Annotated in this window: 22 protein-coding genes; 14 read left to right on the forward strand and 8 right to left on the reverse strand. The window is 59.6% G+C overall.

Annotation, left to right across the window (positions count from 1 at the left end; genetic code table 11):
- Positions 1–192 precede the first annotated feature (192 nt).
- Positions 193–930 carry an SDR family NAD(P)-dependent oxidoreductase gene (locus tag X730_RS1000000165325; RefSeq protein WP_196814826.1) on the reverse strand — a complete coding sequence of 246 codons (738 nt, stop codon included), beginning with the start codon at positions 928–930 and terminating at the stop codon, positions 193–195.
- Between the two features lie 599 nt (positions 931–1,529).
- Positions 1,530–2,315 (reverse strand): SDR family NAD(P)-dependent oxidoreductase, encoded by a 786-nt coding sequence (locus X730_RS150690; protein ID WP_031193044.1) that lies wholly within the window; start codon positions 2,313–2,315, stop codon positions 1,530–1,532.
- A gap of 529 nt (positions 2,316–2,844) precedes the next feature.
- On the opposite strand from X730_RS150690, the gene X730_RS0133810 reads away from it, so the two are divergent.
- From X730_RS0133810 to X730_RS150675, 4 genes are read left to right on the forward strand one after another with little or no spacing between them, the layout of a single operon-like run.
- Entirely contained in the window at positions 2,845–3,306 is a 462-nt protein-coding gene (locus X730_RS0133810; protein WP_050586847.1) for a hypothetical protein, read from the forward strand.
- On the forward strand, positions 3,303–4,523 hold the full coding sequence (locus X730_RS150685) for a divalent metal cation transporter (RefSeq protein WP_023826399.1): 1,221 nt from the start codon (positions 3,303–3,305) through the stop codon (positions 4,521–4,523). The genes X730_RS0133810 and X730_RS150685 overlap by 4 nt, the downstream gene beginning before the upstream one ends.
- Positions 4,520–4,882, forward strand: a complete 363-nt coding sequence (locus X730_RS150680) for a hypothetical protein (RefSeq protein ID WP_245260251.1) — start codon at positions 4,520–4,522, stop codon at positions 4,880–4,882. The genes X730_RS150685 and X730_RS150680 overlap by 4 nt, the downstream gene beginning before the upstream one ends.
- A 2-nt stretch (positions 4,883–4,884) precedes the next feature.
- Entirely contained in the window at positions 4,885–5,217 is a 333-nt protein-coding gene (locus X730_RS150675) for a hypothetical protein (RefSeq protein WP_023681169.1), read from the forward strand.
- 79 nt (positions 5,218–5,296) lie between these two features.
- Here the strand turns inward: X730_RS150675 and X730_RS0133815 are convergent, their stop codons facing one another.
- Entirely contained in the window at positions 5,297–5,875 is a 579-nt protein-coding gene (locus tag X730_RS0133815; RefSeq protein WP_023826400.1) for a GNAT family N-acetyltransferase, read from the reverse strand.
- Between the two features lie 202 nt (positions 5,876–6,077).
- Between X730_RS0133815 and X730_RS0133820 the strand changes: the two genes are divergently transcribed.
- The 5 genes from X730_RS0133820 (at position 6,078) to X730_RS150655 (ending at position 9,915) form a co-directional block, all read left to right on the forward strand.
- Complete coding sequence (locus X730_RS0133820) at positions 6,078–6,398, forward strand: hypothetical protein (RefSeq protein ID WP_031193045.1); 321 nt, start codon at positions 6,078–6,080, stop codon at positions 6,396–6,398.
- Between the two features lie 632 nt (positions 6,399–7,030).
- Positions 7,031–7,441: a DUF427 domain-containing protein gene (locus tag X730_RS150670; protein WP_031196961.1), complete on the forward strand. Its 411-nt coding sequence runs from the start codon at positions 7,031–7,033 to the stop codon at positions 7,439–7,441.
- 40 nt (positions 7,442–7,481) lie between these two features.
- Positions 7,482–7,901 (forward strand): HD domain-containing protein, encoded by a 420-nt coding sequence (locus X730_RS150665; RefSeq protein WP_023668074.1) that lies wholly within the window; start codon positions 7,482–7,484, stop codon positions 7,899–7,901.
- Between the two features lie 332 nt (positions 7,902–8,233).
- The gene (locus tag X730_RS150660; protein ID WP_023826402.1) at positions 8,234–8,740 is read left to right on the forward strand and encodes a ferritin-like domain-containing protein; all 507 of its coding nucleotides are present in this window, start codon (positions 8,234–8,236) and stop codon (positions 8,738–8,740) included.
- A gap of 128 nt (positions 8,741–8,868) precedes the next feature.
- Positions 8,869–9,915, forward strand: coding sequence for an ATP-dependent DNA ligase (locus X730_RS150655; RefSeq protein ID WP_023826403.1), 1,047 nt, complete (start codon positions 8,869–8,871; stop codon positions 9,913–9,915).
- 653 nt (positions 9,916–10,568) lie between these two features.
- Here X730_RS150655 and X730_RS150650 read toward each other — a convergent pair.
- Entirely contained in the window at positions 10,569–11,396 is an 828-nt protein-coding gene (locus tag X730_RS150650; protein ID WP_023826404.1) for a Ku protein, read from the reverse strand.
- A gap of 186 nt (positions 11,397–11,582) precedes the next feature.
- Between X730_RS150650 and X730_RS1000000165330 the strand changes: the two genes are divergently transcribed.
- The 5 genes from X730_RS1000000165330 to X730_RS150630 all read left to right on the forward strand — a co-directional run bounded on the left by X730_RS1000000165330 (position 11,583) and on the right by X730_RS150630 (position 21,552).
- Positions 11,583–12,134 (forward strand): hypothetical protein, encoded by a 552-nt coding sequence (locus tag X730_RS1000000165330; protein WP_023826405.1) that lies wholly within the window; start codon positions 11,583–11,585, stop codon positions 12,132–12,134.
- Positions 12,116–12,736, forward strand: a complete 621-nt coding sequence (locus tag X730_RS150645) for an isochorismatase family cysteine hydrolase (RefSeq protein ID WP_245261365.1) — start codon at positions 12,116–12,118, stop codon at positions 12,734–12,736. The genes X730_RS1000000165330 and X730_RS150645 overlap by 19 nt, the downstream gene beginning before the upstream one ends.
- A gap of 296 nt (positions 12,737–13,032) precedes the next feature.
- Complete coding sequence (locus tag X730_RS150640) at positions 13,033–13,308, forward strand: hypothetical protein (protein WP_023725485.1); 276 nt, start codon at positions 13,033–13,035, stop codon at positions 13,306–13,308.
- Positions 13,309–13,754: 446 nt separating this feature from the next.
- Positions 13,755–19,466 (forward strand): HAMP domain-containing protein, encoded by a 5,712-nt coding sequence (locus X730_RS150635; RefSeq protein WP_031198412.1) that lies wholly within the window; start codon positions 13,755–13,757, stop codon positions 19,464–19,466.
- A gap of 49 nt (positions 19,467–19,515) precedes the next feature.
- Positions 19,516–21,552, forward strand: coding sequence for a response regulator (locus X730_RS150630; RefSeq protein ID WP_245261366.1), 2,037 nt, complete (start codon positions 19,516–19,518; stop codon positions 21,550–21,552).
- A gap of 118 nt (positions 21,553–21,670) precedes the next feature.
- Here the strand turns inward: X730_RS150630 and X730_RS1000000169105 are convergent, their stop codons facing one another.
- The 4 genes from X730_RS1000000169105 to X730_RS150615 all read right to left on the reverse strand — a co-directional run bounded on the left by X730_RS1000000169105 (position 21,671) and on the right by X730_RS150615 (position 23,868).
- Complete coding sequence (locus tag X730_RS1000000169105) at positions 21,671–22,099, reverse strand: GFA family protein (protein ID WP_081726065.1); 429 nt, start codon at positions 22,097–22,099, stop codon at positions 21,671–21,673.
- Positions 22,092–22,283, reverse strand: coding sequence for a hypothetical protein (locus X730_RS150625; protein WP_023815879.1), 192 nt, complete (start codon positions 22,281–22,283; stop codon positions 22,092–22,094). Before X730_RS150625 ends, X730_RS1000000169105 begins: the two co-directional genes overlap by 8 nt.
- Positions 22,284–22,309: 26 nt before the next feature.
- Positions 22,310–22,627, reverse strand: a complete 318-nt coding sequence (locus X730_RS150620; protein WP_023687854.1) for a hypothetical protein — start codon at positions 22,625–22,627, stop codon at positions 22,310–22,312.
- A gap of 269 nt (positions 22,628–22,896) precedes the next feature.
- On the reverse strand, positions 22,897–23,868 hold the full coding sequence (locus tag X730_RS150615) for an SDR family oxidoreductase (RefSeq protein ID WP_023668089.1): 972 nt from the start codon (positions 23,866–23,868) through the stop codon (positions 22,897–22,899).
- Positions 23,869–24,049: the final 181 nt, after the last annotated feature.

The raw sequence follows: 24,049 nt of genomic DNA on the forward strand, positions 1-24,049 counted from the left end.
GCACTTCTCGTGGGACAAAGACACTGGTTTTTCACCAGATATGCGACGACATTCGGGTCCAGGCCCGAGACGGCGTCGCCGGCAGGTGCCCCTGCGATCCGGCCGGCACGATTGACATGCTCCCGGTCTGGCGTATTCCAGCGCTGGGCGAAACTTGGCGACCGCGCGACGATTGGTCAGGCGATGAGCCTATCAAACAACGGGCAGTTCGCCCTCGGTTTGCCTCGCGTCGAATAGGACGCCAAGGCCGTAAGTGACGGCGCCAGCGGCAATCATCTCTGCCAACGCTGCGCTCGACACCGGGCAATGCGGCATGACCGCCTTGATCGCGAGTTCGGCATTCGCGATCGACACGAAATCGTGCCGTCGCTTACGGGTCTCCAGATATTGTTCGATCAACATCTGCAGTCGCCTTCTTTCTATTTCATCGCCAGCCATTGGTTCCTCCTGTAGACAGTCTGAAAGCCCACCACGCCTAAGGAGCGGTGGCCTTGGCGGCCCTTTTTGAGGACCGTGGACTCGAGTGAGGCGGGCAGCGTTGCTGACCAGGATGTCGAGACCGCCGAGGGGCGTTGCTGCTTCATCGACCAGCTTTCTGCAAAAGGCCTCATTGCGGATATGCCGGCAAGCCTTTTGACCTGCCGCTTTTATTAGGTCCACCAGTTCGTCGGCGTCTTCCTGTTCTTCGGGGAGGTAGCCGAAAGCAACGTCCGCACGCTCGCGCGCGAATGCAATCGCCGCCGCACGACCAATACCGGAATCGCCGCCGGTTATCAGCGCTTTGCGGCCGGCAAGCCTGCCTGATCCTTTGTAGGTTGTTTCGCCGTGATCCGGGCGCGGCACCATCTTGCTGGCCAAACCCGGCCACTTCTGTTCCTGTGGCTTGAAAGGCGGCTGGTGATATTGCGTCACCGGATTCTGTTTTAGCATCGGGCTCGCAGGGCCTGCTTTAGCAGGCACTGTTCCCGTATCGGCTGACGCCGTGGAAGCATAAGCGGCGAGAATTCCTCCCGCCATGCTTCCGACGACAAGTCTGCGCGCTGCGTCTGGTACATAGTCATGCTGGTCGTGGTTCATCATGGGCTCGCTTTGACGGCAGGTGACCGTTACGGAAGTGGCACCTAACCGGCCGTCGACGCGAATGTTCCCTTGTGATTGCAGTGAGTGTCGGTCGCCTTGCCCGTCTTAGCTGTGAGGCCGCGTCACGACTTTGATACAGCCATCCTGCTTGTCGCGGAACGTCTTGTAGGGATCCGGCCCTGCTTTCAGATCGGCCCGGGGGTAATCACAAGGAGGGATCGATTGCGCCGTTCTGGACCATGGCCAATAAAGGTTCCAGGTAGCGTTGCGTATGCGTCTGGCCCATCCGGAAAGCCGGTCCCTTATTCATCGCCGCCAAACGGGATGTGATCGACCAGACCAACATAGAGGCCGGCAACCGAGATGGTGCCGCCCCTGCGGCAGCGATAGATTGCCTCGCGCAGCACATGCGGCCTTGGGAATGCCAGCCCTTTGACGCGAATATTGGCTCAGTCGCTGGACGCCGACCCAGGCTCGGCCATCCTACGGTGCTGTTCGGCCAAGGTGCCTGCCGGCGTGACATGCGCGGCGGCGACCTGCAGCTTGTTTTTCCAACCGCTGACGACCTGTTCATCACCGGCCATCATCGCCTCGTAACCCGTCTTGGCGACATCGGCCGGATTGTCCTTTTCATCGGAGCCGACCTTGGTATCCATCATTTCAGCGCGCTCGAAGAATCGCGTCTGCGTGGGGCCGGGCATCAGCACGGTGACCGTCACGCCGCTATCTTTCAGCTCATGGCGGAGCGCGATCGAGAAGGAATCGATGAACGCCTTCGTGCCGTTGTAGACGGCCTGGAATGTGCCGGGCATGAAGCCGGCGATCGACCCGGTGAACAGGATGCGTCCGCGACCTCGCCGGGCCATCTTGGCGCCGAGTTCATGCGCCAGATAGACCGTTCCGGTCACATTGGTGTCGATGATCCGGCGGACTTTTCGCCAGTCCTGGTCGACGAAGCCGTTGCCGAGCCCGCGTCCCGCATTGAGAAACAACAGGTCGATATCGCGATCGCCGATCTGGGAGATCAACCGATCGGCGCCCTCGACGGTCGCCAGATCGGCCTCAATGGCTTCGACCGTTACATTGTGGGTCTCAAGTGCCTCTGCCGCCTGCCGGATAGCCGGCTCGTCGGCGGCGATGATCAGGTCGTAACCGTCTTTAGCGCACAGCTTTGCGAGTTCCCTTCCGATGCCACTCGAGGCGCCGGTCACCACAGCGAGTTTGGCGTCCGTCATCATATCCTCCATCTTCGTGCCATCGGAACCACGAGCGGGCACAATTGTTCCGCGGCGTTTGGGCTGGATTGATCGTGCGCTGTCATGACGGTCAGGCGACGGTCGTCGTCGCGGTCCTTGCGCGCATTCATAGAGAGCCGTTGCGACAAAAACCGTTCTACGCCATGAGAACTCGCGATGGCCTACCTTCAAAAAAAGGCCCCCCGAACGCATGGATTGAGTACTCAGAACGGATCAGTTGAAGTTGGAACAAGTGGCCCGGTTGGAAGTTCGAACCGTGCAGCGTTGTTGCCCTCCCATGTTGATGCTGCGCGATCGGGTCATCCCCTCAGCCCGATCTGCCCGCGCTTCTCCGCGCCAAAGAGAAGCGCGGGCCCCCGCGCTTTCACGGCTGTCCGGGATGGAGCGTTTTGTTACGTGGGACTAGCCGACCTCACAGGCTCGTCGTCGGTTTCGTTTGACGAGCTCTCCGAGCGCTCTAGATCATTGATGCCGGACGCAGTTGGTTCGGGCCGGGGAGGAAATCCGCGTGGCGCATCCAACGCGCGCTGTACCCCATAACGACCGTCATTTTCCGGTTGGCTGCCTGTGCTTGCTTCTGATTCTAGCCGGGTTGGCCGGATGCTCGTCTTCCAATCAGGTGGCGCAGCAATCACGAACAGCGGCCTCCGCGGCACAGACCGTATCGATGGTGCTGGATGCCTGGGTGGAGGGAGCGGCACCGTCCGCCTATGCCACGGCCGCACTGCACTCGGTCGGAAAAACGCTGGCCGATGTCGAGGCGCAAATTCGATCGGCCGAGACCGCTGAACCAGCCGGGCGAGCAGGACTGACGGCAGCAGTCAACAGTTTGTCGGTGGCGGTGGCGCATGCCGAGGCGGGATTGCGGGTGAACAATCGCACTGAGGTGGAAAGCGCACAACAGGATCTTCGGGCGGCCATGCGCTCGCTCGCCGCCGCTTACACCAGCGCTTTCGGACCAAAGCCGTGAAGAAGCTTCTGGAAATATCGCTTGGCGTCGTCACCAGTGTCGGAGGTTTCCTCGAAGTCGGGTCGATGGCTACGGCGGCGCAGGCGGGTGCCGCCTTCGGATTCCAGCTAATCTGGGCCATAGTTCTCGGCACCATATGCATCATCTTTTTGGTTGAAATGGCCGGTCGGTTCGCCGCGATGAGCCATCACACGATCTCAGAGGGCATTCGTGAAAGATTTGGGTTCAACGTCTTCCTATGGCCGTTGCTCGTCGTCCTTCTCGTCAATTTCATGGTGCTGTCCGCTGAGATCGGCGGTGTGGCCATCGCACTCGAACTTGCCACCGGCATAGGCTTCCAGTGGTGGGCACTGCCGGTGGCGTTGCTGGCATGGCTGCTGCTATGGAAAGGCACGTTTGGCTTTATCGAGAAAGGCGTTTCGGTCCTCGGCCTCGTGACGCTGTGCTTCGTGGTTGGTGCGGTGTTGTTAAAGCCCGACTGGACAGCGGTCGCTGGCAGCGCCGTGCCTTCGCTGCCGGCTCACGATGCCATCAATTACTGGTTCATGGCGGCCAGCATTCTCGGCGCGTCGATATCGCCTTATCTTTTCATGTTCTATTCCTCGGGAGCTATCGAGGACAAATGGGATGAAAGCCACCTTGGAGCCAATCGTGCCATCGCCGGGCTGGGCATGACCTTCGGTGGGACCATTTCGATCGCCGTGTTGATCGTCGCTGCTCTCGTTCTCGCGACGCACGGCATCGACCAGGTGGACGACTATCACCAACTGCCGTTGATGCTGATCCCGATATTCGGCTTCTGGGGGTTCGTTCTATTCGTTGCCTCGCTAGCCATTGCCTGTTTCGGCGCCGCACTCGAAGTCGGGTTGCAACAGGCATATCTGGTGGCACAGGGCTTTGGCTGGACGTGGGGTGAGGATCGCAAGCCGCGCGATGATCCGGGCTTCAGTGCCGTCTATACGGCATCATTGTTTTTGGCCGCCATTCCGATCGTGCTTGGCCTCGACCCACTGAGGCTGACCATCTTTTCCATGGCGGTAACGGCGGCGAGCCTTCCGCTGACGGTAGTTCCATTTCTCTTCCTGCTGAATGACGAACGCTATGTCGGCGAACATCGCAACGGCATCATTTCGAATGCCGCCGTTGTCTTCATTATCGCGCTTGCCTTCGTGCTCGCCGTGGTGACGATTCCGCTGCAGATATTCGGAGGCACATGATGGAATTGATGCGTGATCTCCTGGACAAGCAGGTGTTCGACCGCCGGCGGGTCAAGATCGGCAAGGTCGACGGAGTGGTGGCCGAGTTGCGGCGGGGCAAACCACCAAGGATTGTCGCGATAGAACTCGGCTCCATCACTTTGGCGCGCCGCCTTGGCGCGCGGCCCGGGGAATGGATGGCGCAACTGGCGACGAGGGTGGGTGGCAAACGCCACGCCGAGCCACACAGGATTGCGTGGAAAAAGGTGCAGGACAACGGGCTCGACATCGAATGTGACATCGAGGTGGGCGAGACGTCGATTTTCGCCTGGCAGGACTGGTTGCGCGATCATGTCATCGGGCGCATCCCAGGAGCGTGATGATGAGGACAGTCAACCTCGAACATCTTGCCGGGCGACGCGTGCTCTCGCAGCGTGGAAAGAGCATAGGTCACATCGAAGAGATTCTCGCCGAACAGCGTGGCGACGAGCTCGTCGTTACTGAATTCCACGTTGGCATCTACGCCGCGTTCGAGCGTCTGTCGGCTTCGACCATCGGCATCGCGATGCTCGACCTGTTTCGGCTGCGCCGTCGCGACGGCCTGTACCGCATTCCCTGGGATAAACTCGATATCTCCGATCCGGCGCGACCGCGGCTGCTATGCCCGATGACCGAGCTTCCCGGATGGAAAGGGCAAAAGGACCTTCGGGAGTAGATGGCTACGGCTGGGAGGGCTAAGGCGCCGGCGTTTTGCCGGCGAACAGCCGTTCGTGCAGATGGCGCCTCCGCAAAGATCACTGCAGGTTCTTGCGAAGGAAGATGCGGGCGTGTCCTGGAAAAACGAATTCGACCTTGCCGAATTCCTCAAACCCATGATGCCGGTAAAATTGAGGCGCTTGGAAACTGCTCGTCTCGACGACGGCTCTCTTGCATCCACGCCTAACGGCTTCCTCCTCGATCGCCATAAGAAGCTGTGATCCATAGGATCGGCCACGCAATTTTTCAGGCAAGAAGAACATGTCGAGAAACAGGAGCCCCAGTTCCGTTCTGCCCCAAATTCCACCCCAGATCTTTCCGGAGGGGTCGGTAAGCTCCGCGCCGATCACTGCCCGGTCATCGATTCCGGTTTGTTCGATGTTGTGTCGATAGAGCGCAGCGGCCGCCTGCGTTCGTGCATCCCCGTTGTGAGCCAGAGCGATTGTAAATCCTTCGGATCGAGCCGGCATGCGTTCTGCTCCTGCGTCGGAATGGTCTTGAGATTCAACCGTCAGATTAACATCAAGGCGGCCGGTTCGCTCGCAGCTCTGATCGCCGCCGCTTCTGTTGTAACCCGTCTTGCCCACATTCCGCATCGCGATCCGCGTCGGATGCATGCAGCCGCGCCCAACATATCGCTTTGGTGTTGAACAAAGCCCATCCTGCCCTTGTCAGGTCTCATCACAATTCGTGCGCCGTCAAGAGTGTCCACCTCGACGAAGGCTGCTGCGGATCACAATCCATTACGCCGGGAACAATGAGAAAAACCTGTCGTTGGGAAAGCGATCGCAATTCGGCGATTCAAACACGGAGACTCCAATGTTGAAGAAAATTCTAGCCGCGTCGGTGCTAACTATTGCCTTGGCCGGTTCCGCCTTGGCGCAGACAAATGGAACGGGTGCTGGCGGCACGGCTGGCACGGGTAATGGAACTGGTACTGGAACTGTTGGCAGCGGCGGCGCCGCTGGCAATGGCACTGGCAGCGGGAATGCGGCCGTGCCAACCGATCCGAATTCCACAAACTCGACTACAAAATCGAACGGCATGACCGACCGTTGCAAGGACGCCGCAGGCAATGACATCGATAACAACACTGCAAGTGGCACAACGACCTCGACCGTGCAAAATTGCAACAAGTAGCCGATGGACCTAGCGGCTTCGGCCGCCCGAAGGCCCGCCATCAAGACAATGGCGGGCCTCCGAGTACGTGCCTCGCATGGCTGGATACATAGGAGCACATGTGTCCAAAGAGACCCGGCGGGCCAAACTCGATCGCTTAGCAGCCTCCATTCCGAAGCACGAATTTGAATTCCTAATGAAGATTGCAAAGCTAAGCCGTCATGACTTACTTGGCCTGATCGCTAAACACGATGGCGGCAGGGACAAGGTCTATAGGGACCTTGCGGCCCACTTGGCCGCAACTGAGGCCGCCCCGGAGCCCGTACATGAGGCGGCAGCTGACGACGGCCAAACAGCTGGAGCATCTCCAGCCACGAACTCGCCCGCCGGCAAGTAGCGGCGAAGATCATTTCGGTGCCAGCCCTGACGCTCCACGGAAGCGACGACCGTGTCGTCCTTCTAAAGTCTTCGAATGGGTTGGACGAGCATTTCACCGCGCCTTACCAATGAGAACTGCTGGATACGGCAAGCGGGAGGCGCTTTAAGTCAGGCCCGCCATTCAGGTTCATCGGACATGCCGGAACCTGAAGCGCCGCCGCGCATTTCGTCTCCAGGCATGACCGATCTTGCGGCAATCGCCAGGGAGAAATCAGATGCAAACTTCAGGCGCAACTTCACAGCAAAACCTTGGCCGATTGGCCATAGAACCGTTTTCCGGCACGGTGACGGTGCGGTTTTCCGACGCCATCGTCGCAGCTACGGAGCTGGCGAAGGTCCTGCGTGAAGACGGGCACGAGCCCGTTTTCTATATCCCCTTCGAGGACATCTATTTCGATCTTTTCGAAAAGACCGACACCACCACCCGGTGCCCGCTCAAAGGCACTGCAAGCTACTGGCGTGTCCACGCCGTCGGCAGTTCTTCCGACGATTTCATGTGGGCCTACGAAACGCCCGATGCGGCCGCTCTGGCTATTGCAGGTCACGCCGCTTTCGATCCGGAAAAGGCCCGTATCGATGTCGACCCTGCCGAGGACAAGCGACACACGCCACATATCGTCGAATAGGTTTCATCAGGCAGAGACAATCACGGTAACGACAGGCGCGATGAGCAGTTTCTACCAGGCGGCAAAGATTGCGGAGGAGGTTCACGCGTCGCAGCGCGATAAGACCGGGCGGCCCTACATCGAGCATTGCCGCCGTGTCGTCGACGCTGTCGAGACAATCGATCAGAAGACTGTTGCCTACCTTCATGACGTTCTGGAGAAAGGCGAAGGCTGGACCCGCGCCAAGCTCGAAGAAGCAGGCTTCGGACCGACAATTGCCGCGGCGGTCGATGCCATGTCGCGCAGGCCGGATGAGGAGTATTTCGCCTTTGTCCGGCGGGCTGCGTCGAACCCAGTGGCGCTCCCCGTAAAACGCGCCGATCTGGAGGACAACATCTGGCAGTCGAGGCAGGTCGGAGCGTCGGCGGCCAAATATGAAGAGGGCCTTCGCATACCTGACCAAGAGTTCTCCCGACAATAGTGCGCGCCCGACGCTGGCATTACATCTGCCGAGGCAGCCATCGCCTGCGAGAGCTTGCGGCGCACAGCACGTTTCGGCTCTCCTGGCCGCCAGTTTTTCCGCGCCGGCGTGCGCCTGGGGGTCGTCGTCTGGACCATGGAACGTGTGATCGGGTCAAAGCTCCTCCGGAGATGGATCGCAGCGTCTCGAAAAGGAGTAACGGCCCGGCTCGGAATCAGGAACTCCTCCGGCACCGGCGCGTTGACCAGCAAGCCGGGACGAGTTCCCGGCCTCCGCGGGTGGCGGGCAAGCCGCCGCCAAACCCGAACTTCTGCACAATGAAAGGTAAGGCCATGGGCTTCTTTTCGAAGGACATCAAGACACTCGACGATCTCTTCGTGCACACGCTGCGCGACGTCTATTACGCCGAAAAGCAGATCGAGAAAGCGCTGCCGAAGATGATCGGCAAGGCAACCGATCCGCAATTGAAGGCCGGATTCGAAAAACACCTCGAGCAGACCAAAGGCCATATCGAGCGCGTCGAACAGGTGTTCGAATTGCATGGCGTCAAGGCCAAGGAGGTCAACTGCCCGGCGATAGACGGCATTCTCGAAGAAGCCGACGATGTGAGCGGCGACGTTGACGACAAGGAGGTCCTAGACGCGGCACTGATAGCGTCGGCGCAGGCGGTCGAACATTATGAGATGACCAGATATGGCACGCTCATCGCCTGGGCCAAGCAGCTTGGCCGCAGCGACTGCGCCAACGTGTTGGCCAAGAACCTGAAAGAAGAGCAGGCGACCGATCGCAAGCTCACCGAAATGGCGGAAAGCAAGATCAACATGCAGGCTGCCGAGTAGACCGTCCGAGGTCATGATGAGATCTGGTTGAAATCTCATCATGACCTAACCCTGTTGAAGCATGATTTTTCCAAAACCGGCACCAGTGCTGCGTTGAGTCGATCTCCATCGTTGTCCACGGAACTTTCATGACGGGCGAATCTGCCATCTCTCGCGATCTGCCGACGAGTGTAAAATCGTCTTTCGGCGTGGCGTTGAGCACGGCGCCGATGGAAGCAAAGGCTGCCGACACGTTGCCGGCCGATGCTGGCCGATGGCAATACGAACCCAAATGGGACGGGTTCCGCTGCCTGGCCTTTAAAGCCGGCGCGGCCGTGGAGTTGCGTGCAAAATCCGGCAAGCCGTTAGGGCGGTATTTCCCGGAAGTCGTCGCGATGTTGCATGAACTGAAAACAAAAGAGTTCGTGGTCGATGGTGAGATCGTCATCGAAATTGCAGGCTCTCTTTCTTTCGACGCCTTGCAGATGCGGCTGCATCCGGCGGAAAGCAGGATCCGGAAACTGTCGGTCGCGACGCCGGCAAAGCTGATCCTCTTTGACATGTTGGCGACCTCCGAGGGCGCCTTGATGCAGCAGCCGCTCTCGGTTCGGCGCGCTGCACTCGAACTGTTCGTGAAGTCGGCCGGGCGAAAGGATCTCGAACTGTCTCGGGCAACGCGTGATTTGGCGGCGGCAGGCAGATGGCTTGGCCAATCCGGACAAGGTTCGACCGACGGGGTCGTTGCCAAGCTTCTCGATGATGAATATCGGCCCGGCGAGCGCGCCATGGTCAAAGTCAAGCGCCTGCGCACGGCCGATTGTGTCGTCGGAGGGTTCCGCTACCTGGCGAATTCGCGTGAAGTCGGCTCCCTGTTGCTTGGCCTGTACAATGACCAGGGGCAACTCGACCATGTCGGGTTCACTTCGACGATTGCCCGGGAGGACAGGGCCAAGCTTACGCGACAACTTGAAGCTTTGCGATCGGCTCCTGGCTTCACGGGAAAAGCGCCGGGCGGTCCCAGTCGGTGGAGCACGGAAAGAAGCGGACAATGGGAGCCATTGCGGCCCGAACTGGTGGCGGAGGTGCGGTTCGATCATGTCACCGGCGATCGTTTCCGTCATGGCACCAAATTTCTGCGATGGCGTCCTGACAAAAGCCCGAAGCAATGCACGTTCGAACAGATACTTGGAAAATGAGGCTTGGCGAAGCGTCGATAGGTCCACACTATCGAGACCAAATCCGTCAAGCATTCGGCGCAGCCAAATCCAGTCGCATTTCACTGGCGATCATGAACCCGGCGGCGAGATAAACGCCTTTGCAGGAGGATGCCGGACCAAACCCGTTGTTCAGTCTGTCACCACGCCTCGCTTTGGCGGATCACGGTTCTCGTCCGGATTAGGAACTGGCACTTCGTCGGGAAGAAGATCCGGCTCAGGCTCGCGTATGTCCGGCGTCCACGTCGGCGCATCCACTGGCGGCTCTTCGGTTGGCTCTGGTTTGGGGGGCACATCTATTCTCCGGGTTTCGCTTGGGCGTGGGTTCGGCCGCCACAGGTCGCGCGTCGCCGCGTCTGGAGGCGAAAGGGTCTTTTCACACCCCATGTATTTTTACCGATGGCCGGCGGTCCTGGGGCTTGTCGGCGCTCGATCAGAGTCCTGCGTTCCGGCTCCTTTGAGCGCAATGTTGGCATCCGCTGCATCTGGCTCTTTGAGGACTGCCCTGTCGACGTTCTTGATCTCGGCCGTAAGGCATCGTCCTTGGTGGCCAACGGGCAACCGCGAGAATTGTTCCAAACGATTTAGGGGCGGCTGGGGCTGCTGTGCGGACCTTCTGGCTGGGCAGTTATCAACTATGCTGTCTTGCGTTTCGGTGAGGCTCTCTTTGTGGATCTCGCCAGCCCTTCCTGTTTGAGGCTCTTCTTCAGCACCTCAGCGAGGTTGATGACATTCTCCTGTGGCCTTGGTGCGGGCTTCGGCAGCTTCTTGCCTTTGCGCTTTGCATCGATCATGGCGATCAGCGCGTCTTCATAGGTGTCTTCAAATTTCGAGGGATCGAAGGTCGTCACTTTTTTGTCAATAAGCATGCCGGCGATTTCGAGCAGATCGGGATCGTATTTCTGCTTGGTCAATCCATCGAACACAGTACTTTCCGAAACCATTTCGTTGTGGTTGCGGAGCTCGGTCATCACCATGCCCTTGCCATAGGGCTGAATCAAGACTTCACGGCCGCGCTGGTAGAGCACCACGCAGGAGCGGGCGGCGACGCCCTTGTTCTTCATGGCGTCGCGGATGACGCCGTAAGCTTCGATGGCGGCACCGTCGGCGGGGATCAGGTAATAGGGCTTCTCGAGGTAACGGGTGTCGATATCGTCAAGCGACACGAATTCGCCGACCTCGAGCGTATGCTTCGACGTCAGCTTCAATGCCTTTATGTCATCAGGTTCGATCTGGAGAAATTCGTCTTTTTCGATCTCGAAACCCTTCACCTGATCCGCTGCATCCACCAGCTTTCCGGTCTCCTCGTCGGCGTAGACGCTCCTGACCGGCAGACCGTCCTTGCGGTTCAAAATCTTGAAATGGATCTTGGATGCTTCGCTGGTGGCGCCGACAATCTTCACGCCGCAGGTAACCGAACCAACCTTCAAGAAGCCCTTCCAGGCAGCACGTGGCGCGGCCATTTTGCGCTTATCCCGTTTCCAGCTAGGGCAACGCGTTTCCGTTCGAATTGTTCCTGCGGCGGGGGCTCGGTGCACCGTGAATGTCCGGTGGGGAAGTCCTGTCAGTCTCGACAGCCGGGCCGACGCCCTGCATCCGCAGGAACCGAACCGCGCCATGAACATTGTGAGACAAAGCCAGGAGATGTCATGCAGGTTGTTCGAACCGAAGTGTTGAATGTCAAGGCGTCGCACGACCAATCGATTCGCCGCGTCGTGTTTTGCGGCGAGGGCGGCGACTGCGTCACCGTGGACATGGCAAACGTCGGGATACAAGCTGAAGATGAGGTGCTTGCCCGCGCAAGGGAAATCCTGATACAGACCGCGACTTTTGGTCTCGCGGCCAATGAATATGACGCGAGCAGCAACGGCAATTTCGACGAGGTAGCGATGACCTCTGCAAGCGACGGCGCCGGCGGCGTATATGTCTTTGAGTGTCGCGATGGCGAAACCAGCCGACGCATACCGCCATCGAGGATGGCGAGCCTTGACGCAGCCCGGTCCGAAGCTATCCGCTGCGCAATCGATCTTCTCGCCGACCTGCAGCCTGGCACGGACGCTCTGTCCGGCTGGCTCGTGAGGGTATCCAACGAAAACGGTGACTTGCTTTGCACTGTTGACGTGGCTGAGGCCGATGCAGCGCGGCAGGCAAGCCAGTTATCTAAACCCGATGGAATCCAGCAGTGGCCGCCCAAGGATTGATTCACGGACCAATAGGCGAAAATGGCCTGCATCTGTGCGTCGACATGCAGCGCCTGTTTGCGCCAGGTGGACCCTGGCCCGTGCCGTGGGCTGAAAAGGTGGTGCCGGCGATTGAGGTACTGGTCGCCAGACATGCCAGGCGTACTTTGTTCACACGCTTCATTCCTGCCGACCGCCCGGGCGAGGCGCCGGGCATGTGGGCTAACTACTATCGTCGGTGGGCGGAAGTAACCCTATCCAACATCGATCCGCACCTGATCGACCTGATGCCTCAACTCGCACGATTCGTGCCACCGGCGACGGTGGTCGACAAACACGTCTATTCGCCTTGGACCGAGGGGCGGCTCGACGCGCTGCTGACTGGCTCCGGCGTGCGCGCGCTCGTGATCACCGGTGGCGAAACCGACGTTTGCGTTCTCGCGACTGTGCTTGGCGCCATCGATCGTGGCTTTCGCGTCATTCTCGTCACCGATGCCATCTGCAGCTCTGCCGACCAGACCCATGACGCGCTGATGGAAGTCTACCATTCCCGCTTCAGTGAGCAGATTGAGGCGGCCAGCATGGCGGAGGTTTTGGAGTGTTGGCCGCAACTCACTCGCTGATCTGGAGGGCTTCAAGTGAAAGGGCCGACAATCGTCATTCTGGTCGGGCGGACTGTTTCAGTTGGCGGACGGCACTACAGTGAACCGGAAAACGTATATGAACGGCACGATTGCCTGATCTGGTCGCTCGCGTGAATCAGTGTCTGGAAGCGTACAAAGCCTTGCAGAGCTATCGACAGCGCGGCCAACCGTCATAGAATGAACAGGATACAGCGCCGAAGACTCGATGCCGGCATCTAGCAATCTTTGCGAGACATCCGGCGCCTCTGCCGTCGGCCTTCCGCAGGGAGGATGATGTGCTGAAAACCGAAGTCATTGACCTTGAAACCTATAGCGCAGTCTACGCGGTGATCTCTGGCTATCGCGCTGACGACATTATCTCGACGGCGTTTGCGGTCGATGAAATCCGCGCAAGGTTTCCTGAGTGTCGCTGCGACGACGAGGAATTGGTCGGGCTTATGGTCCATGCCATGTCCGGTAAGAAAATTGCCGTGAGCTTCGACCACCGGGTGGAACCGGTCAGGCGGCGTGCTGCGCTGCCGATCGCTTCGGAGAGCAAAGGACTGCGATAATTGGACCACCATAGGTCCGTTGCGATTTTGGAAGACGAGGCGTTTATCGCGCTCGAACGAATAGCTACGTTGCTTGACGCCCGAAACATCCCCTTTGTCGTCCATTCGGCAAGCTACGCCAATTCGGGTTTTCACGATCCGATTTTCCTTTAAGGGACATGGGTCGCAAAGCCTGCCTCGCCTTCCGAGTTGCGCAACGCAATTCATGCCTCTCTGGCAATGGCAAACGGCGATGACGTGTCGTGGTCGGCTAAAGCCCGATAAATCCACAACCGCATCATAAAATCCGGCGTTCAAACGAAGGCGCAATCGTCGGCCTGGAATTCACGGCACGATGGAACAAAATGGAAAATGCCGCGTTTGGGGTCTCGCGGCGCGATCCACCATTGGCCGCGGGGGCAATTTTATCCGTATAAATCCATAGGGCTGGGAGTGGCGCTGTGACCGTGCAGGCATCCAAGAAGCAATTGGACCGTCGAAGCATCCTGAATTCTCTGAAAGCCTTCCGGCGCGGCGATTTCTCCGTCCGCATCGACAATGTTTATGAAGGCCTCGATTCCGAGATAGCTGAGACTTTCAATGAGATCGCTGATCTCAACGACCAAGTGACGCGCGAGTTCGAGCGCTTGAGCCGGGTCGTCGGCAAGGAAGGGCGGATAGGCGAGCGCGGCCGGGTTCGCAATGCCACCGGCAGTTGGGAATCCAGTGTCCGTTCAGTCAATGATCTCATAGAAGACATGGTTCAGCCAACGGCTGAGGTTGCGCGCGTTATCGGCGCCGTCGCCAAGGGTGACCTGTCGCAGACCATGATGGTCGAAATTGACGGCCGACCGCTGCGCGGCGAATTCCTGCGCATCGGCAAGATCGTCAACACCATGGTCGGCCAGTTGGCCTCCTTCGCCTCCGAGGTGACGCGCGTGGCGCGCGAGGTCGGTACGGAAGGCAAGCTCGGCGGCCAAGCCCGGGTCAAGGGCGTCGCCGGCACGTGGAAAGATCTGACCGACAACGTCAACGCGATGGCCACGAACCTGACCGGGCAAGTGCGCAACATCGCGGAGGTTACGACGGCGGTCGCGTCGGGCGACCTGTCGAAGAAGATCACAGTCGATGTCAAGGGCGAAATCCTAGAACTGAAGAACACCATCAACACGATGGTGGACCAGCTCAATTCCTTCGCTTCGGAAGTGACGCGCGTGGCGCGCGAGGTCGGCACTGAAGGCAAGCTTGGCGGCCAGGCGCGCGTTGAGGGTGTTGGTGGTACGTGGAAGGATTTGACCGACAATGTGAATTCCATGGCCGAGAACCTGACTGGCCAGGTGCGCAACATCGCCGAAGTGACGACCGCGGTGGCTTTGGGCGACCTGTCGAAGAAGATTACGGTGGACGTGAAGGGCGAGATTCTCGAGCTGAAATCCACGATAAACACGATGGTGGACCAGCTGAATTCATTCGCGGGCGAGGTCACGCGCGTGGCACGCGAGGTTGGCACCGAAGGCAAGCTTGGCGGCCAGGCGCAGGTGCGCGGCGTCGCCGGCACCTGGAAGGACCTCACCGACAACGTCAACTCGATGGCCGAGAACCTGACCGGTCAGGTGCGCAATATCGCCGAGGTGACCACGGCGGTCGCGTCGGGCGATCTGTCCAAGAAGATCACGGTCGCCGTGCAAGGCGAAATCCTGGAACTCAAGGACACCATCAACACGATGGTCGACCAACTGAACTCCTTTGCCTCGGAAGTGACGCGCGTGGCACGCGAGGTCGGCACCGAAGGCAAGCTGGGCGGCCAGGCAGAGGTGAGGGGCGTCGGCGGCACATGGAAGGATTTGACCGACAACGTCAATCTCATGGCCGCCAACCTGACTGGCCAGGTTCGAAACATCGCAGAAGTCACCACCGCCGTGGCGCGCGGCGACCTGTCGAAGAAGATCACCGTCGACGTCAAAGGCGAGATCCTGGAGCTCAAGGACACCGTCAACACGATGGTCGACCAACTGAACTCCTTCGCCTCTGAGGTCACGCGTGTGGCCCGCGAAGTGGGATCGGAAGGCAAGCTTGGTGGCCAGGCGCATGTCGAAGGCGTCGGTGGCACCTGGAAGGATCTGACCGACAACGTCAACGCCATGGCCGGCAATTTGACGGTGCAATTGCGCGACGTGTCCAAGGTGGCAACGGCCATCGCGACCGGCGACTTGACCCAGAAGATCACCGTCGACGCGCTGGGCGAGATCTTGCAGATCAAGGACGTCATCAACACGATGGTCGACCAGCTCAATTCCTTCGCTTCGGAAGTGACACGTGTGGCGCGCGAGGTCGGCTCCGATGGCAAGCTCGGCGGCCAGGCCCAGGTGCGCGGCATCGGCGGCACGTGGAAGGATCTGACCGAAAACGTCAACGCCATGGCGGCCAACCTCACCGGCCAGGTGCGCAACATCGCCGAGGTAACCACCGCCGTGGCGCTCGGGGACCTTTCGAAGAAGATCACCGTCGATGTCCGCGGCGAGATCCTGGAGCTGAAGGACACCATCAACACAATGGTGGACCAGCTTAATTCCTTCGCTTCGGAAGTCACGCGCGTGGCACGCGAGGTCGGCACGGAAGGCAAGTTGGGAGGCCAGGCGCAGGTGCGCGGCGTTGCCGGCACGTGGAAGGATCTCACAGACAATGTGAACTCGATGGCCGAGAATCTGACCGGCCAGGTGCGCAACATCGCCGAAGTCACGACCGCCGTGGCGCGCGGCGACCTGTCGAAGAAGATCACCGTCGATGTGAAGGGCGAAATCCTGGAGCTCAAGTCGACCATCAACACCATGGTGGACCAGTTGAACTCCTTCGCCGGCGAGGTCACCCGAGTCGCGCGTGAGGTTGGCACCGAGGGCAAGCTTGGTGGCCAGGCGCGCGTCGAAGGTGTTGCCGGTACCTGGAAGGACCTGACCGACAACGTCAACCTGATGGCGACGAACTTGACCAATCAGGTGCGCGGCATCGCCGATGTCGTGACGGCGGTCGCGCAAGGCAATCTCAGGCGCAAACTGACGGTCGACGCGAAGGGAGAGATCGCCCTGCTGGCCGACACCATCAACGGCATGATCGAGACGCTTGCCACCTTTGCCGACCAGGTGACCAACGTCGCCCGTGAGGTGGGGATCGAGGGCAAGCTCGGCGGTCAGGCGCGTGTGCCAGGTGCCGCCGGCCTCTGGCGCGACCTCACCGACAACGTCAATCAACTCGCTGCCAATCTGACCACCCAGGTGCGTGCCATCGCCGAGGTTTCGACGGCGGTGACCAAGGGCGATCTTACCCGTTCGATCAGCGTCGAAGCGTCCGGCGAGGTCGCCGCGCTAAAAGACAACATCAACGAAATGATCCGCAATCTGAAGGATCAGACGCTGAAGAATGCCGAGCAGGACTGGTTGAAGACCAATCTCGCCCGGTTTTCGCGCATGCTGCAAGGCGAGCGCGACCTTGCCACCGTCTCGCGGCTCATCATGTCCGAACTCGCTCCTCTGGTGAACGCCCAGTATGGGGTGTTCTACGTCACCAATCGCGACGAGGAGGAATCCTATCTTGAGCTGGCGGCTTCCTATGGCGCCGAGAGCAAAGCTGCCATCAAGCAGCGGCTTGATCTGCGAGAGGGCCTGGTTGGGCAAAGTGCCGCCGACAAGCGCGCCATCATGCTGGACAATGTGCCGCCAGAATTCCTTCGGGTCACATCTGGTCTTGGCAGCGCCTCGCCAGCCAATGTCATCATCCTGCCTGCCCTGTTCGAGGATGAAGTCAAAGCCGTCATCGAGCTCGCCTCGTTCGGCGAGTTTCGTGACACACACCAGTCGTTCCTCAACCAGCTCATGGAATCCGTCGGCATCGTTCTCAACACCATCGCTGCGACGATGCGCACGGAGGGCCTGCTCAAGCAGTCGCAACTGCTGACGTCGGAATTGCAAGCGCGTCAAACCGAGCTGACAAAAAAGCAGGAAGAGCTGCATGCGACGAACGAGGAGCTGCAGGAAAAGGCGCAGCTGCTCGAGAACGAAAAGAAGCAGGTCGAAAACAAGAATCTCGAAATCGAGATGGCGCGACGCGCGCTGGAGGAGAAAGCCGAGCAACTGGCACTCACGTCGAAATACAAGTCCGAGTTCCTGGCCAATATGAGCCACGAACTGCGCACGCCGCTCAATTCGCTGCTCATTTTGTCAAACCTGCTGGCGACCAACCAGCACGGCAACCTCAACGAAAAACAGGTAGAGTTCGCCCGCACCATCAATTCGGCAGGAACCGATCTTCTCAGCCTCATCAACGATATCCTCGATCTGTCGAAGATCGAGTCGGGCACTGTTTCCATCGACATCAACGATATGCCGGTGACGCATCTTCGCCAGCATATGGAACGAACTTTTCGTCAGCTGGCAGCCGACAAGGGACTTGGCTTCACCATCAAGGTCGATCCGGCGCTTCCCGACACGGTCCGCACAGATGAGAAACGCTTGCAGCAGATTGTCCTCAACCTGCTTTCCAACGCATTCAAATTCACCTCGGAAGGCGAGGTCAGCCTGAACTTCCGGGTTGAGAAGGCCGGCCGCCGCAATGGCGCGACGCAGCCGGTGAAGGCTCTCGCGATCGCCGTCACCGATACCGGCATTGGCATTCCAGAAGACAAACAGAAGCTGATTTTCGAGGCCTTCCAGCAGGCCGACGGCACCACCAGCCGCAAGTATGGTGGCACCGGCCTTGGGCTCTCGATCAGCCGCGAGATCGCTCGCTTGCTTGGCGGCGAATTGCGGGTCGAAAGCACGCCGGGCAAGGGGTCGACATTTACCCTCATCATCCCGTTCGACGGCCCCCGCGTAACGACAGTACAGTCGACCTTGGCTCCGGCGGCGGAGGCGGTTGCTGCGACAGCTCTGCTCAGCAGTCCGCCCTCGGCAGAGCTGATCGACGACCGCGATTCAATCCTACCCACCGATCGGATCGTGTTGATCGTCGAAGACGATCCGACCTTTGGCGGGTTGCTGCTTGGCCTCGCCCGGTCGGCCGGGCTGAAAGGCGTTCTGTCGACTGCAGGTTCCGGCACGCTGGCATTGGCCCGCAAGCTCGTTCCCGACGCAATCACACTTGATCTCGGACTTTCGGATATCGATGGCTGGGTGCTTTTCGATCTGCTGCGGCATGACCAGAAGACGAGGGGAATTCCCATCCATGTCATCTCGGGTGCCGAAGACATCGACAGTCTCGCACGCAAGGGGGCGTCCAGCATTTCCACCAAGCCCGTTTCCTCGGACGAGCTGATGAAGGTGTTTCAGGATATCCACTCGAAGAAGCTCCGCGTTCAGCGCCGCGTTCTGGTCGTGGACCCTGACCCGGAGCGGCGTCTGGCGCTGGTCGAGGCAATCCGCGACGGCGTAACGTCGGTCACCGCGATCGGTCGTGTTGCGGCAAATGCAGAAGACGTTGGCCTCGCCTCCTATGATGCCGTCGTGCTCGGCTTTGGACGCTCCGCCAAGGACAACGCAAAGGCGCTGGACGAGATCACCGGCCAATTCGGCGAAGCCTTGCCGCAGCTGCTGTTCTTTACGCCTCACCCGGACGCGCTTGAACAGGTGCTGGCATTGAATCCGGCCTTGGCGGAAGCACCGCGGGCGGAGAACTTCGCTCAATTGGCGCTGCATATTTCGGCAACGCTGCCGGGAGAAGGTCGCCAAGAGGCCTGGGCAGGAACTGAACACAACGGCAAGTCCGATCTCGCCGGGGCGAAAGTTCTCATCGTCGACGACGACATTCGCAACATCTATTCGCTCACCAGTGTTCTGGAGACCTATGACATACAGGTTCTGCATGCCGAGCGGGGCCGTGATGGCATCGCGCTGCTTGAACAGGCGCCCGATGTCGACGTGGCATTGATCGATATCATGATGCCGGAGATGGACGGCTACGAGACGATGCGGCGGATTCGCGGCACACCGGCGATTGCTCATATCCCGCTGATTTCCGTCACCGCAAAGGCGATGAAGGGGGATCGGCAAAAATGTCTGGATGCCGGGGCTTCCGACTACATCGCCAAACCCGTCGACCTGGATCTCCTGCTGGCGCTGCTTCGTGTCTGGATCGGGCGTGCCCGATCCCGTGTCGAGAGCCCGGAAAAAATTCTCCTGGCAGCGAACTGACGGCCGTTCGATGCAAAAGCTGGCAAGAAACAGGGTAAGGAAACTTGAGGTGGCAGCTCTTGCCGAAGGGCCGGCAAGAGCCCGCATCCTGGCGGTGGACGACGATGAGCGCAATCTGCTGGCGATCAGCGAAGTGCTCGCGACTATCGGAGAGGTCATCTGCGCCCAATCGGGCGAAGAGGCTCTGCGCTTTCTGCTGAAAGAGGAGTTCGCCGTCATTCTCCTGGATGTCCTCATGCCAGGGTTGGACGGGTATGAAACGGCCGCACTTATCCGCCAGCGCGAGCAATCCAAGCGCACCCCAATCATCTTCTTGACCGCCATCAACAAGGAGGATGCGCATATGCTGCGCGGCTACGACGCCGGCGCAGTCGACTATGTGTTCAAGCCATTCGATCCGATCATGCTGCGTTCGAAAGTCGCGGTTTTCGTCGAACTCCACGAGAAGACGCTCGAGATCCAGCGCAAGGCGGAGGTCGAGCAGGGACTATTGGCGCAGGCGTTGCAGGCGCACAAGGACAAGCTTCAGGCCGAACGCGCGCTGCGCAGCGCCGAGCAACGGCAGGACGCCATCCTGAATTCGTTGCCGGTCTGCTTTCATGCTCGGGCAGCCGAGCCGCCCTTTGCGGCGCGCTTTGTTACGGAGGGCGTCGAGCGCTTGACCGGCTTTGCGCCTGAATACCTGACATCGGATCCAGAGTTCGGTCTCAGCCGCGTTCATCCGGACGACCTGCCGCGATTGAGGGAAGCGCTGCTGGCGGCAAAAACCACCGGCTCCTATACGTGCGAGTTCCGCTGGCAATGCGCCAATGGCGAGTATCGCATCTTTCTCGACCAGGGGGTGATGTCGGACGGCTCAGATGGCCGTGAACCGGAAATCATCGGCACATTGCTTGACATCACCGAGCGGCGCGGTCTTGAGGATCAGCTGCTTCAATCCCAGCGCATCGACGCTATCGGCAAGCTAACCGGCGGCCTGGCGCATGATTTCAACAACCTGCTCGCCGCAATTCTCAGTGGGTTAGGGCTGCTTGAACGCCGAGCCACGTTGGATGATCAGGCGCAACAGGTACTCGACCTGACGCGGCGTTCTGCAAAACAAGGCGCTGACCTTGTGGCGCGAATGCTGGCATTCTCGCGGCGCCAGACCCTGAAGCCGGAAGCGGTGCGCCTTGCTGCGCTGGGCGACACGATGAATGGATTGGTGGCGCCCGTACTGGGGGGGTTGATCCGTTTCGACTGGCAGATCGATGACACGATCTGGCCGGTGCATGTCGATGCAGGCCAACTTGAATTGGCCCTGATGAATCTGGTTTTCAACGCGCGTGACGCCATGCCCTCTGGCGGGACAATAACCGTGCATGCGCAGAATCGATCGATCGTGACGCAAACAGAGGATATTCCGCCGGGCGACTATGTCCTGATCGCCGTCAAGGACACCGGATCCGGCATACCCCCCGATCTTGTCGCCAAAGTCGTCGAACCGTTCTTCACCACCAAGCCGGTCGGTAAGGGAACGGGCCTCGGCCTCAGCACGGTCTACGGCTTCATGAAGCAGTCAGGTGGGACACTTCGCATAGAAAGCGTCGTCAACCGCGGAACTACCATGCAACTCTGGCTGCCACGTTCGACCGAACAGCCGGTGGATCCTGCGGTGGAACCCGACATTGAACGAGCGTTCGCCGATGCCGGAATGGAGCACCCATCAATCCTCCTGATCGACGACAGCCATGTTTTGCGGCAATTGACCGCCGAGTCCCTTCGCCAGCGCGGTTTCGAGGTGACCTGCGCGGGAGGAGGGGCGGAGGCGCTGGCCATGATGGAGCGCACTCCCGACAAGTTCGACGTCATTATCACCGACTTCGCCATGCCACTCGTATCCGGCGTCGACGTGATCCGCTTCGCGCGCAATTTGCGCTCGGACTGGCCAGCGGTCATGATCACGGGCTATGCCGATGCCCGGGAGATTGCCGATCGGCCAGCCGACGTGCCCTTGCTCGGCAAGCCCTTCCGCGACGAGGATCTGTTCGAAGCGATTTTCTTCGCGATAGAGAATGCGGCCCCCCAAAGGATCAAAACCGGCTAGCGCTTAGGGATTGTCGACGGTCTGGCGACGTCGGCAGGACGGGCAGATCGAGACCGCACTTTCGGGGCACGGCGACAAGGGCCGCATTCCTGATCGGCAATCTGGGTCGTTCGCGGCACTACCAGCGTTCCTCGGTGTCGCGGTCCGGTAGGTCTATTCCGCAGCACACCCAACCAAGGCGCTGCGCTGAACCGTAGTTGTACCGAGGCATCAGGTGAGCCGGATCATCGAAGGTACCGACGTGCAGCGCGATCTCGGTTGGCGACGCGTCGTAGCAAAGGCTGAGCGGCGATCCGCATTCTGGGCAGAAGCCTCTTTGCGCGATCGGCGAAGACCTTCGATATGTTGGCGTTCCGGAATTCCAGGTCAGGCTTTGGCAGGGCATCCAGGCAAGAACTGCAAACGCGCTGCCGGTCGCTCGTCTGCACATATCGCAGTGGCAGTAGTGAACCCTCGGTTCGATCCCGGCGCTGAATCGGATCCTGCCACAGAGACATCCGCCCTTGATGGCCAAGGAGCCGGGTAGGCGCTTGCCAACCTCACGCATTAAGATCGATCAAGGCGGCGCCGAACGCTCCGATCGCAGTCAAAGAGGCACTGCCGATGTTCTTGTCGGCGATGTTCTTGTCGGTTGCGAAGGCGGTCAGCGCGGCGAAGCCTTCGTCACCGAGGTCGAGCACCACGACGAAAATTCTTTGCCCGCTGACCTGATTGACGAGCTTGGGTTTCATGGCGTTCCGAACCTGTTGCGGGGCAGTTAATGGGCATGGTGCTCGGCATTCCGCTTGCGTGTTGCCGCTGCCTTCTTTGCCGATTCCGATCGGCTTGCGGCTGACCGTGAAGCCGATGCCTTGCCGCCGCTTTTCCCACCCTTGTGGGCCGCGGGGTGTCCGGTGTGTTTACCACGACCCGAGCCGCCTTCTTTCTTGCCGCCGCCATCGTCCTTGTTGACGGTCGCCCATGCCCGGCGCTCGGATTCCTTCTCGGAAACACCGCGCTTCTCATAGCCTGCGGCAATGTGGTCGGCTTTGCGTTCCTGTTTGTCGCTGTATTTCGATTTGTCGCCTCGTGGCATGGTCGTTCTCCTGGCTCAATGATGTTTGAACGGTATGCCGGCGGGAGAGTTCCAAGCGGAAATTCAGAAAATTGAAAACGCGAGCGAGGATTTCGACCAACACGGAGCGTTATTGCTCCGGAGCCGTGGCGGGTGCCGTGTAGCGGCGGCGCACGGCACCGATCACGCGTTTCTTGAAGCGATCGAGCGCGGCAAGCGTCTCCCTGGAGACGACGTCTCCGCGTGCCGTCTACTCGGTAGCCCAATGCAACGAAATACGTTCCGCGACCTCAGTAGCCACCGACCACCGGCAGGATCTCTCCCGTGATGTAACTCGAGCAATGCGACGAGGCGAGGAACACGTAAGCCGGGGCAAGTTCTTCCGGTTGCGCTGGCCGTTTCATCGGCGTATCCGCGCCGAATTTCGAGACGTCGTCGGCTTCCTTGTCCGAAGGGTTGAGCGGCGTCCACACCGGACCTGGCGCGACCGCGTTTACCCGGATGCCCTTGCCGACCAGATTGCCCGAAAGCGCTCGCGTGAAGGCATGAATGCCGCCCTTGGTCATCGAATAGTCAACCAGTTGCTTGGAACCGTCGATGCCGGTCACCGAACCGGTATTGATGATCGCGGAGCCCGGCTCCATGTGCGGCACGCTCTCCTGCGCCATATGAAAATAGCCGTAAAGATTGGTCTTCAGCGTCGTGTCGAAATGTTCCTCGGTCAGGTCGTTGAAGTCACTGGAATGGATTTGGAAAGCGGCGTTGTTGACCAGCACGTCGATCCTGCCGAATTTTTCGACCGTCAGCGCCACGGCGTTGCGGCAATGCTCGCGTTCACTGACATCGGCTTTTATCAGTATGCAACGCCGGCCTTCCTTTTCGACGGCGTTTTTGGTCGCTTCGGCGTCCCTGTCTTCACTCAAGTATACGATCGCAATGTCGGCGCCCTCGCGGGCGAACAAGACTGCCACCGAACGGCCGATGCCGGAATCACCACCCGTGATAAGCGCTACCTTGTCATCGAGTTTTTTCGATCCGAGGTAGTAAGGCGCATCGTAGAGCGGAGCGGGCTCGATCGCCCATTCATGCCCCGGTTTGGGTTGATGCTGCTCGGGAAAAGGTGGCTCGGGATATTTGCGGGCGCCGGCTTGCATCGCTTGTTGCATTTTGCCAATGCTCTTCGTCTCGTCTTTGGCGTCGATACCACGCTGGATATGGCGTTGCTTGGCGGCTTCGGCTGAAGTCTGCGACTTAGTCTGCATGGCTTTCTCCTGTGCTCGGAGAACGAACAACGCATGCCGGGCAAAAAAGTTTGCGCAAATATCTCGATCCCGAAAGGGCTCGCCATTGCGAACAGCCTGCGAGGGGCGTGGAGCATTGGTCGTCAATAAGATCGGAATTGCCATGCCGGTGCCGTTCACACAAACACCACATTCATTACCC

It is taken from the genome of Mesorhizobium sp. L103C131B0, assembly GCF_000502275.1.
Taxonomy (GTDB): domain Bacteria; phylum Pseudomonadota; class Alphaproteobacteria; order Rhizobiales; family Rhizobiaceae; genus Mesorhizobium.

What these genes read in the sequence shown, in the direction of transcription:
- X730_RS1000000165330 (WP_023826405.1), top strand. Translation starts at nt 11,583, where the DNA reads ATGCAGGTTGTTCGAACCGAAGTGTTGAATGTCAAGGCGTCGCACGAC.
- X730_RS150675 (WP_023681169.1), top strand. Translation starts at nt 4,885, where the DNA reads ATGAGGACAGTCAACCTCGAACATCTTGCCGGGCGACGCGTGCTCTCG.
- X730_RS150650 (WP_023826404.1), bottom strand. Translation starts at nt 11,396, where the DNA reads ATGGCCGCGCCACGTGCTGCCTGGAAGGGCTTCTTGAAGGTTGGTTCG.
- X730_RS0133820 (WP_031193045.1), top strand. Translation starts at nt 6,078, where the DNA reads ATGTTGAAGAAAATTCTAGCCGCGTCGGTGCTAACTATTGCCTTGGCC.
- X730_RS150660 (WP_023826402.1), top strand. Translation starts at nt 8,234, where the DNA reads ATGGGCTTCTTTTCGAAGGACATCAAGACACTCGACGATCTCTTCGTG.
- X730_RS150670 (WP_031196961.1), top strand. Translation starts at nt 7,031, where the DNA reads ATGCAAACTTCAGGCGCAACTTCACAGCAAAACCTTGGCCGATTGGCC.
- X730_RS1000000165325 (WP_196814826.1), bottom strand. Translation starts at nt 930, where the DNA reads ATGCTAAAACAGAATCCGGTGACGCAATATCACCAGCCGCCTTTCAAG.
- X730_RS150615 (WP_023668089.1), bottom strand. Translation starts at nt 23,868, where the DNA reads ATGCAGACTAAGTCGCAGACTTCAGCCGAAGCCGCCAAGCAACGCCAT.
- X730_RS1000000169105 (WP_081726065.1), bottom strand. Translation starts at nt 22,099, where the DNA reads ATGCGTGAGGTTGGCAAGCGCCTACCCGGCTCCTTGGCCATCAAGGGC.
- X730_RS150680 (WP_245260251.1), top strand. Translation starts at nt 4,520, where the DNA reads ATGATGGAATTGATGCGTGATCTCCTGGACAAGCAGGTGTTCGACCGC.
- X730_RS150625 (WP_023815879.1), bottom strand. Translation starts at nt 22,283, where the DNA reads ATGAAACCCAAGCTCGTCAATCAGGTCAGCGGGCAAAGAATTTTCGTC.
- X730_RS150620 (WP_023687854.1), bottom strand. Translation starts at nt 22,627, where the DNA reads ATGCCACGAGGCGACAAATCGAAATACAGCGACAAACAGGAACGCAAA.
- X730_RS150665 (WP_023668074.1), top strand. Translation starts at nt 7,482, where the DNA reads ATGAGCAGTTTCTACCAGGCGGCAAAGATTGCGGAGGAGGTTCACGCG.
- X730_RS150690 (WP_031193044.1), bottom strand. Translation starts at nt 2,315, where the DNA reads ATGACGGACGCCAAACTCGCTGTGGTGACCGGCGCCTCGAGTGGCATC.
- X730_RS0133815 (WP_023826400.1), bottom strand. Translation starts at nt 5,875, where the DNA reads ATGCATCCGACGCGGATCGCGATGCGGAATGTGGGCAAGACGGGTTAC.
- X730_RS150655 (WP_023826403.1), top strand. Translation starts at nt 8,869, where the DNA reads ATGACGGGCGAATCTGCCATCTCTCGCGATCTGCCGACGAGTGTAAAA.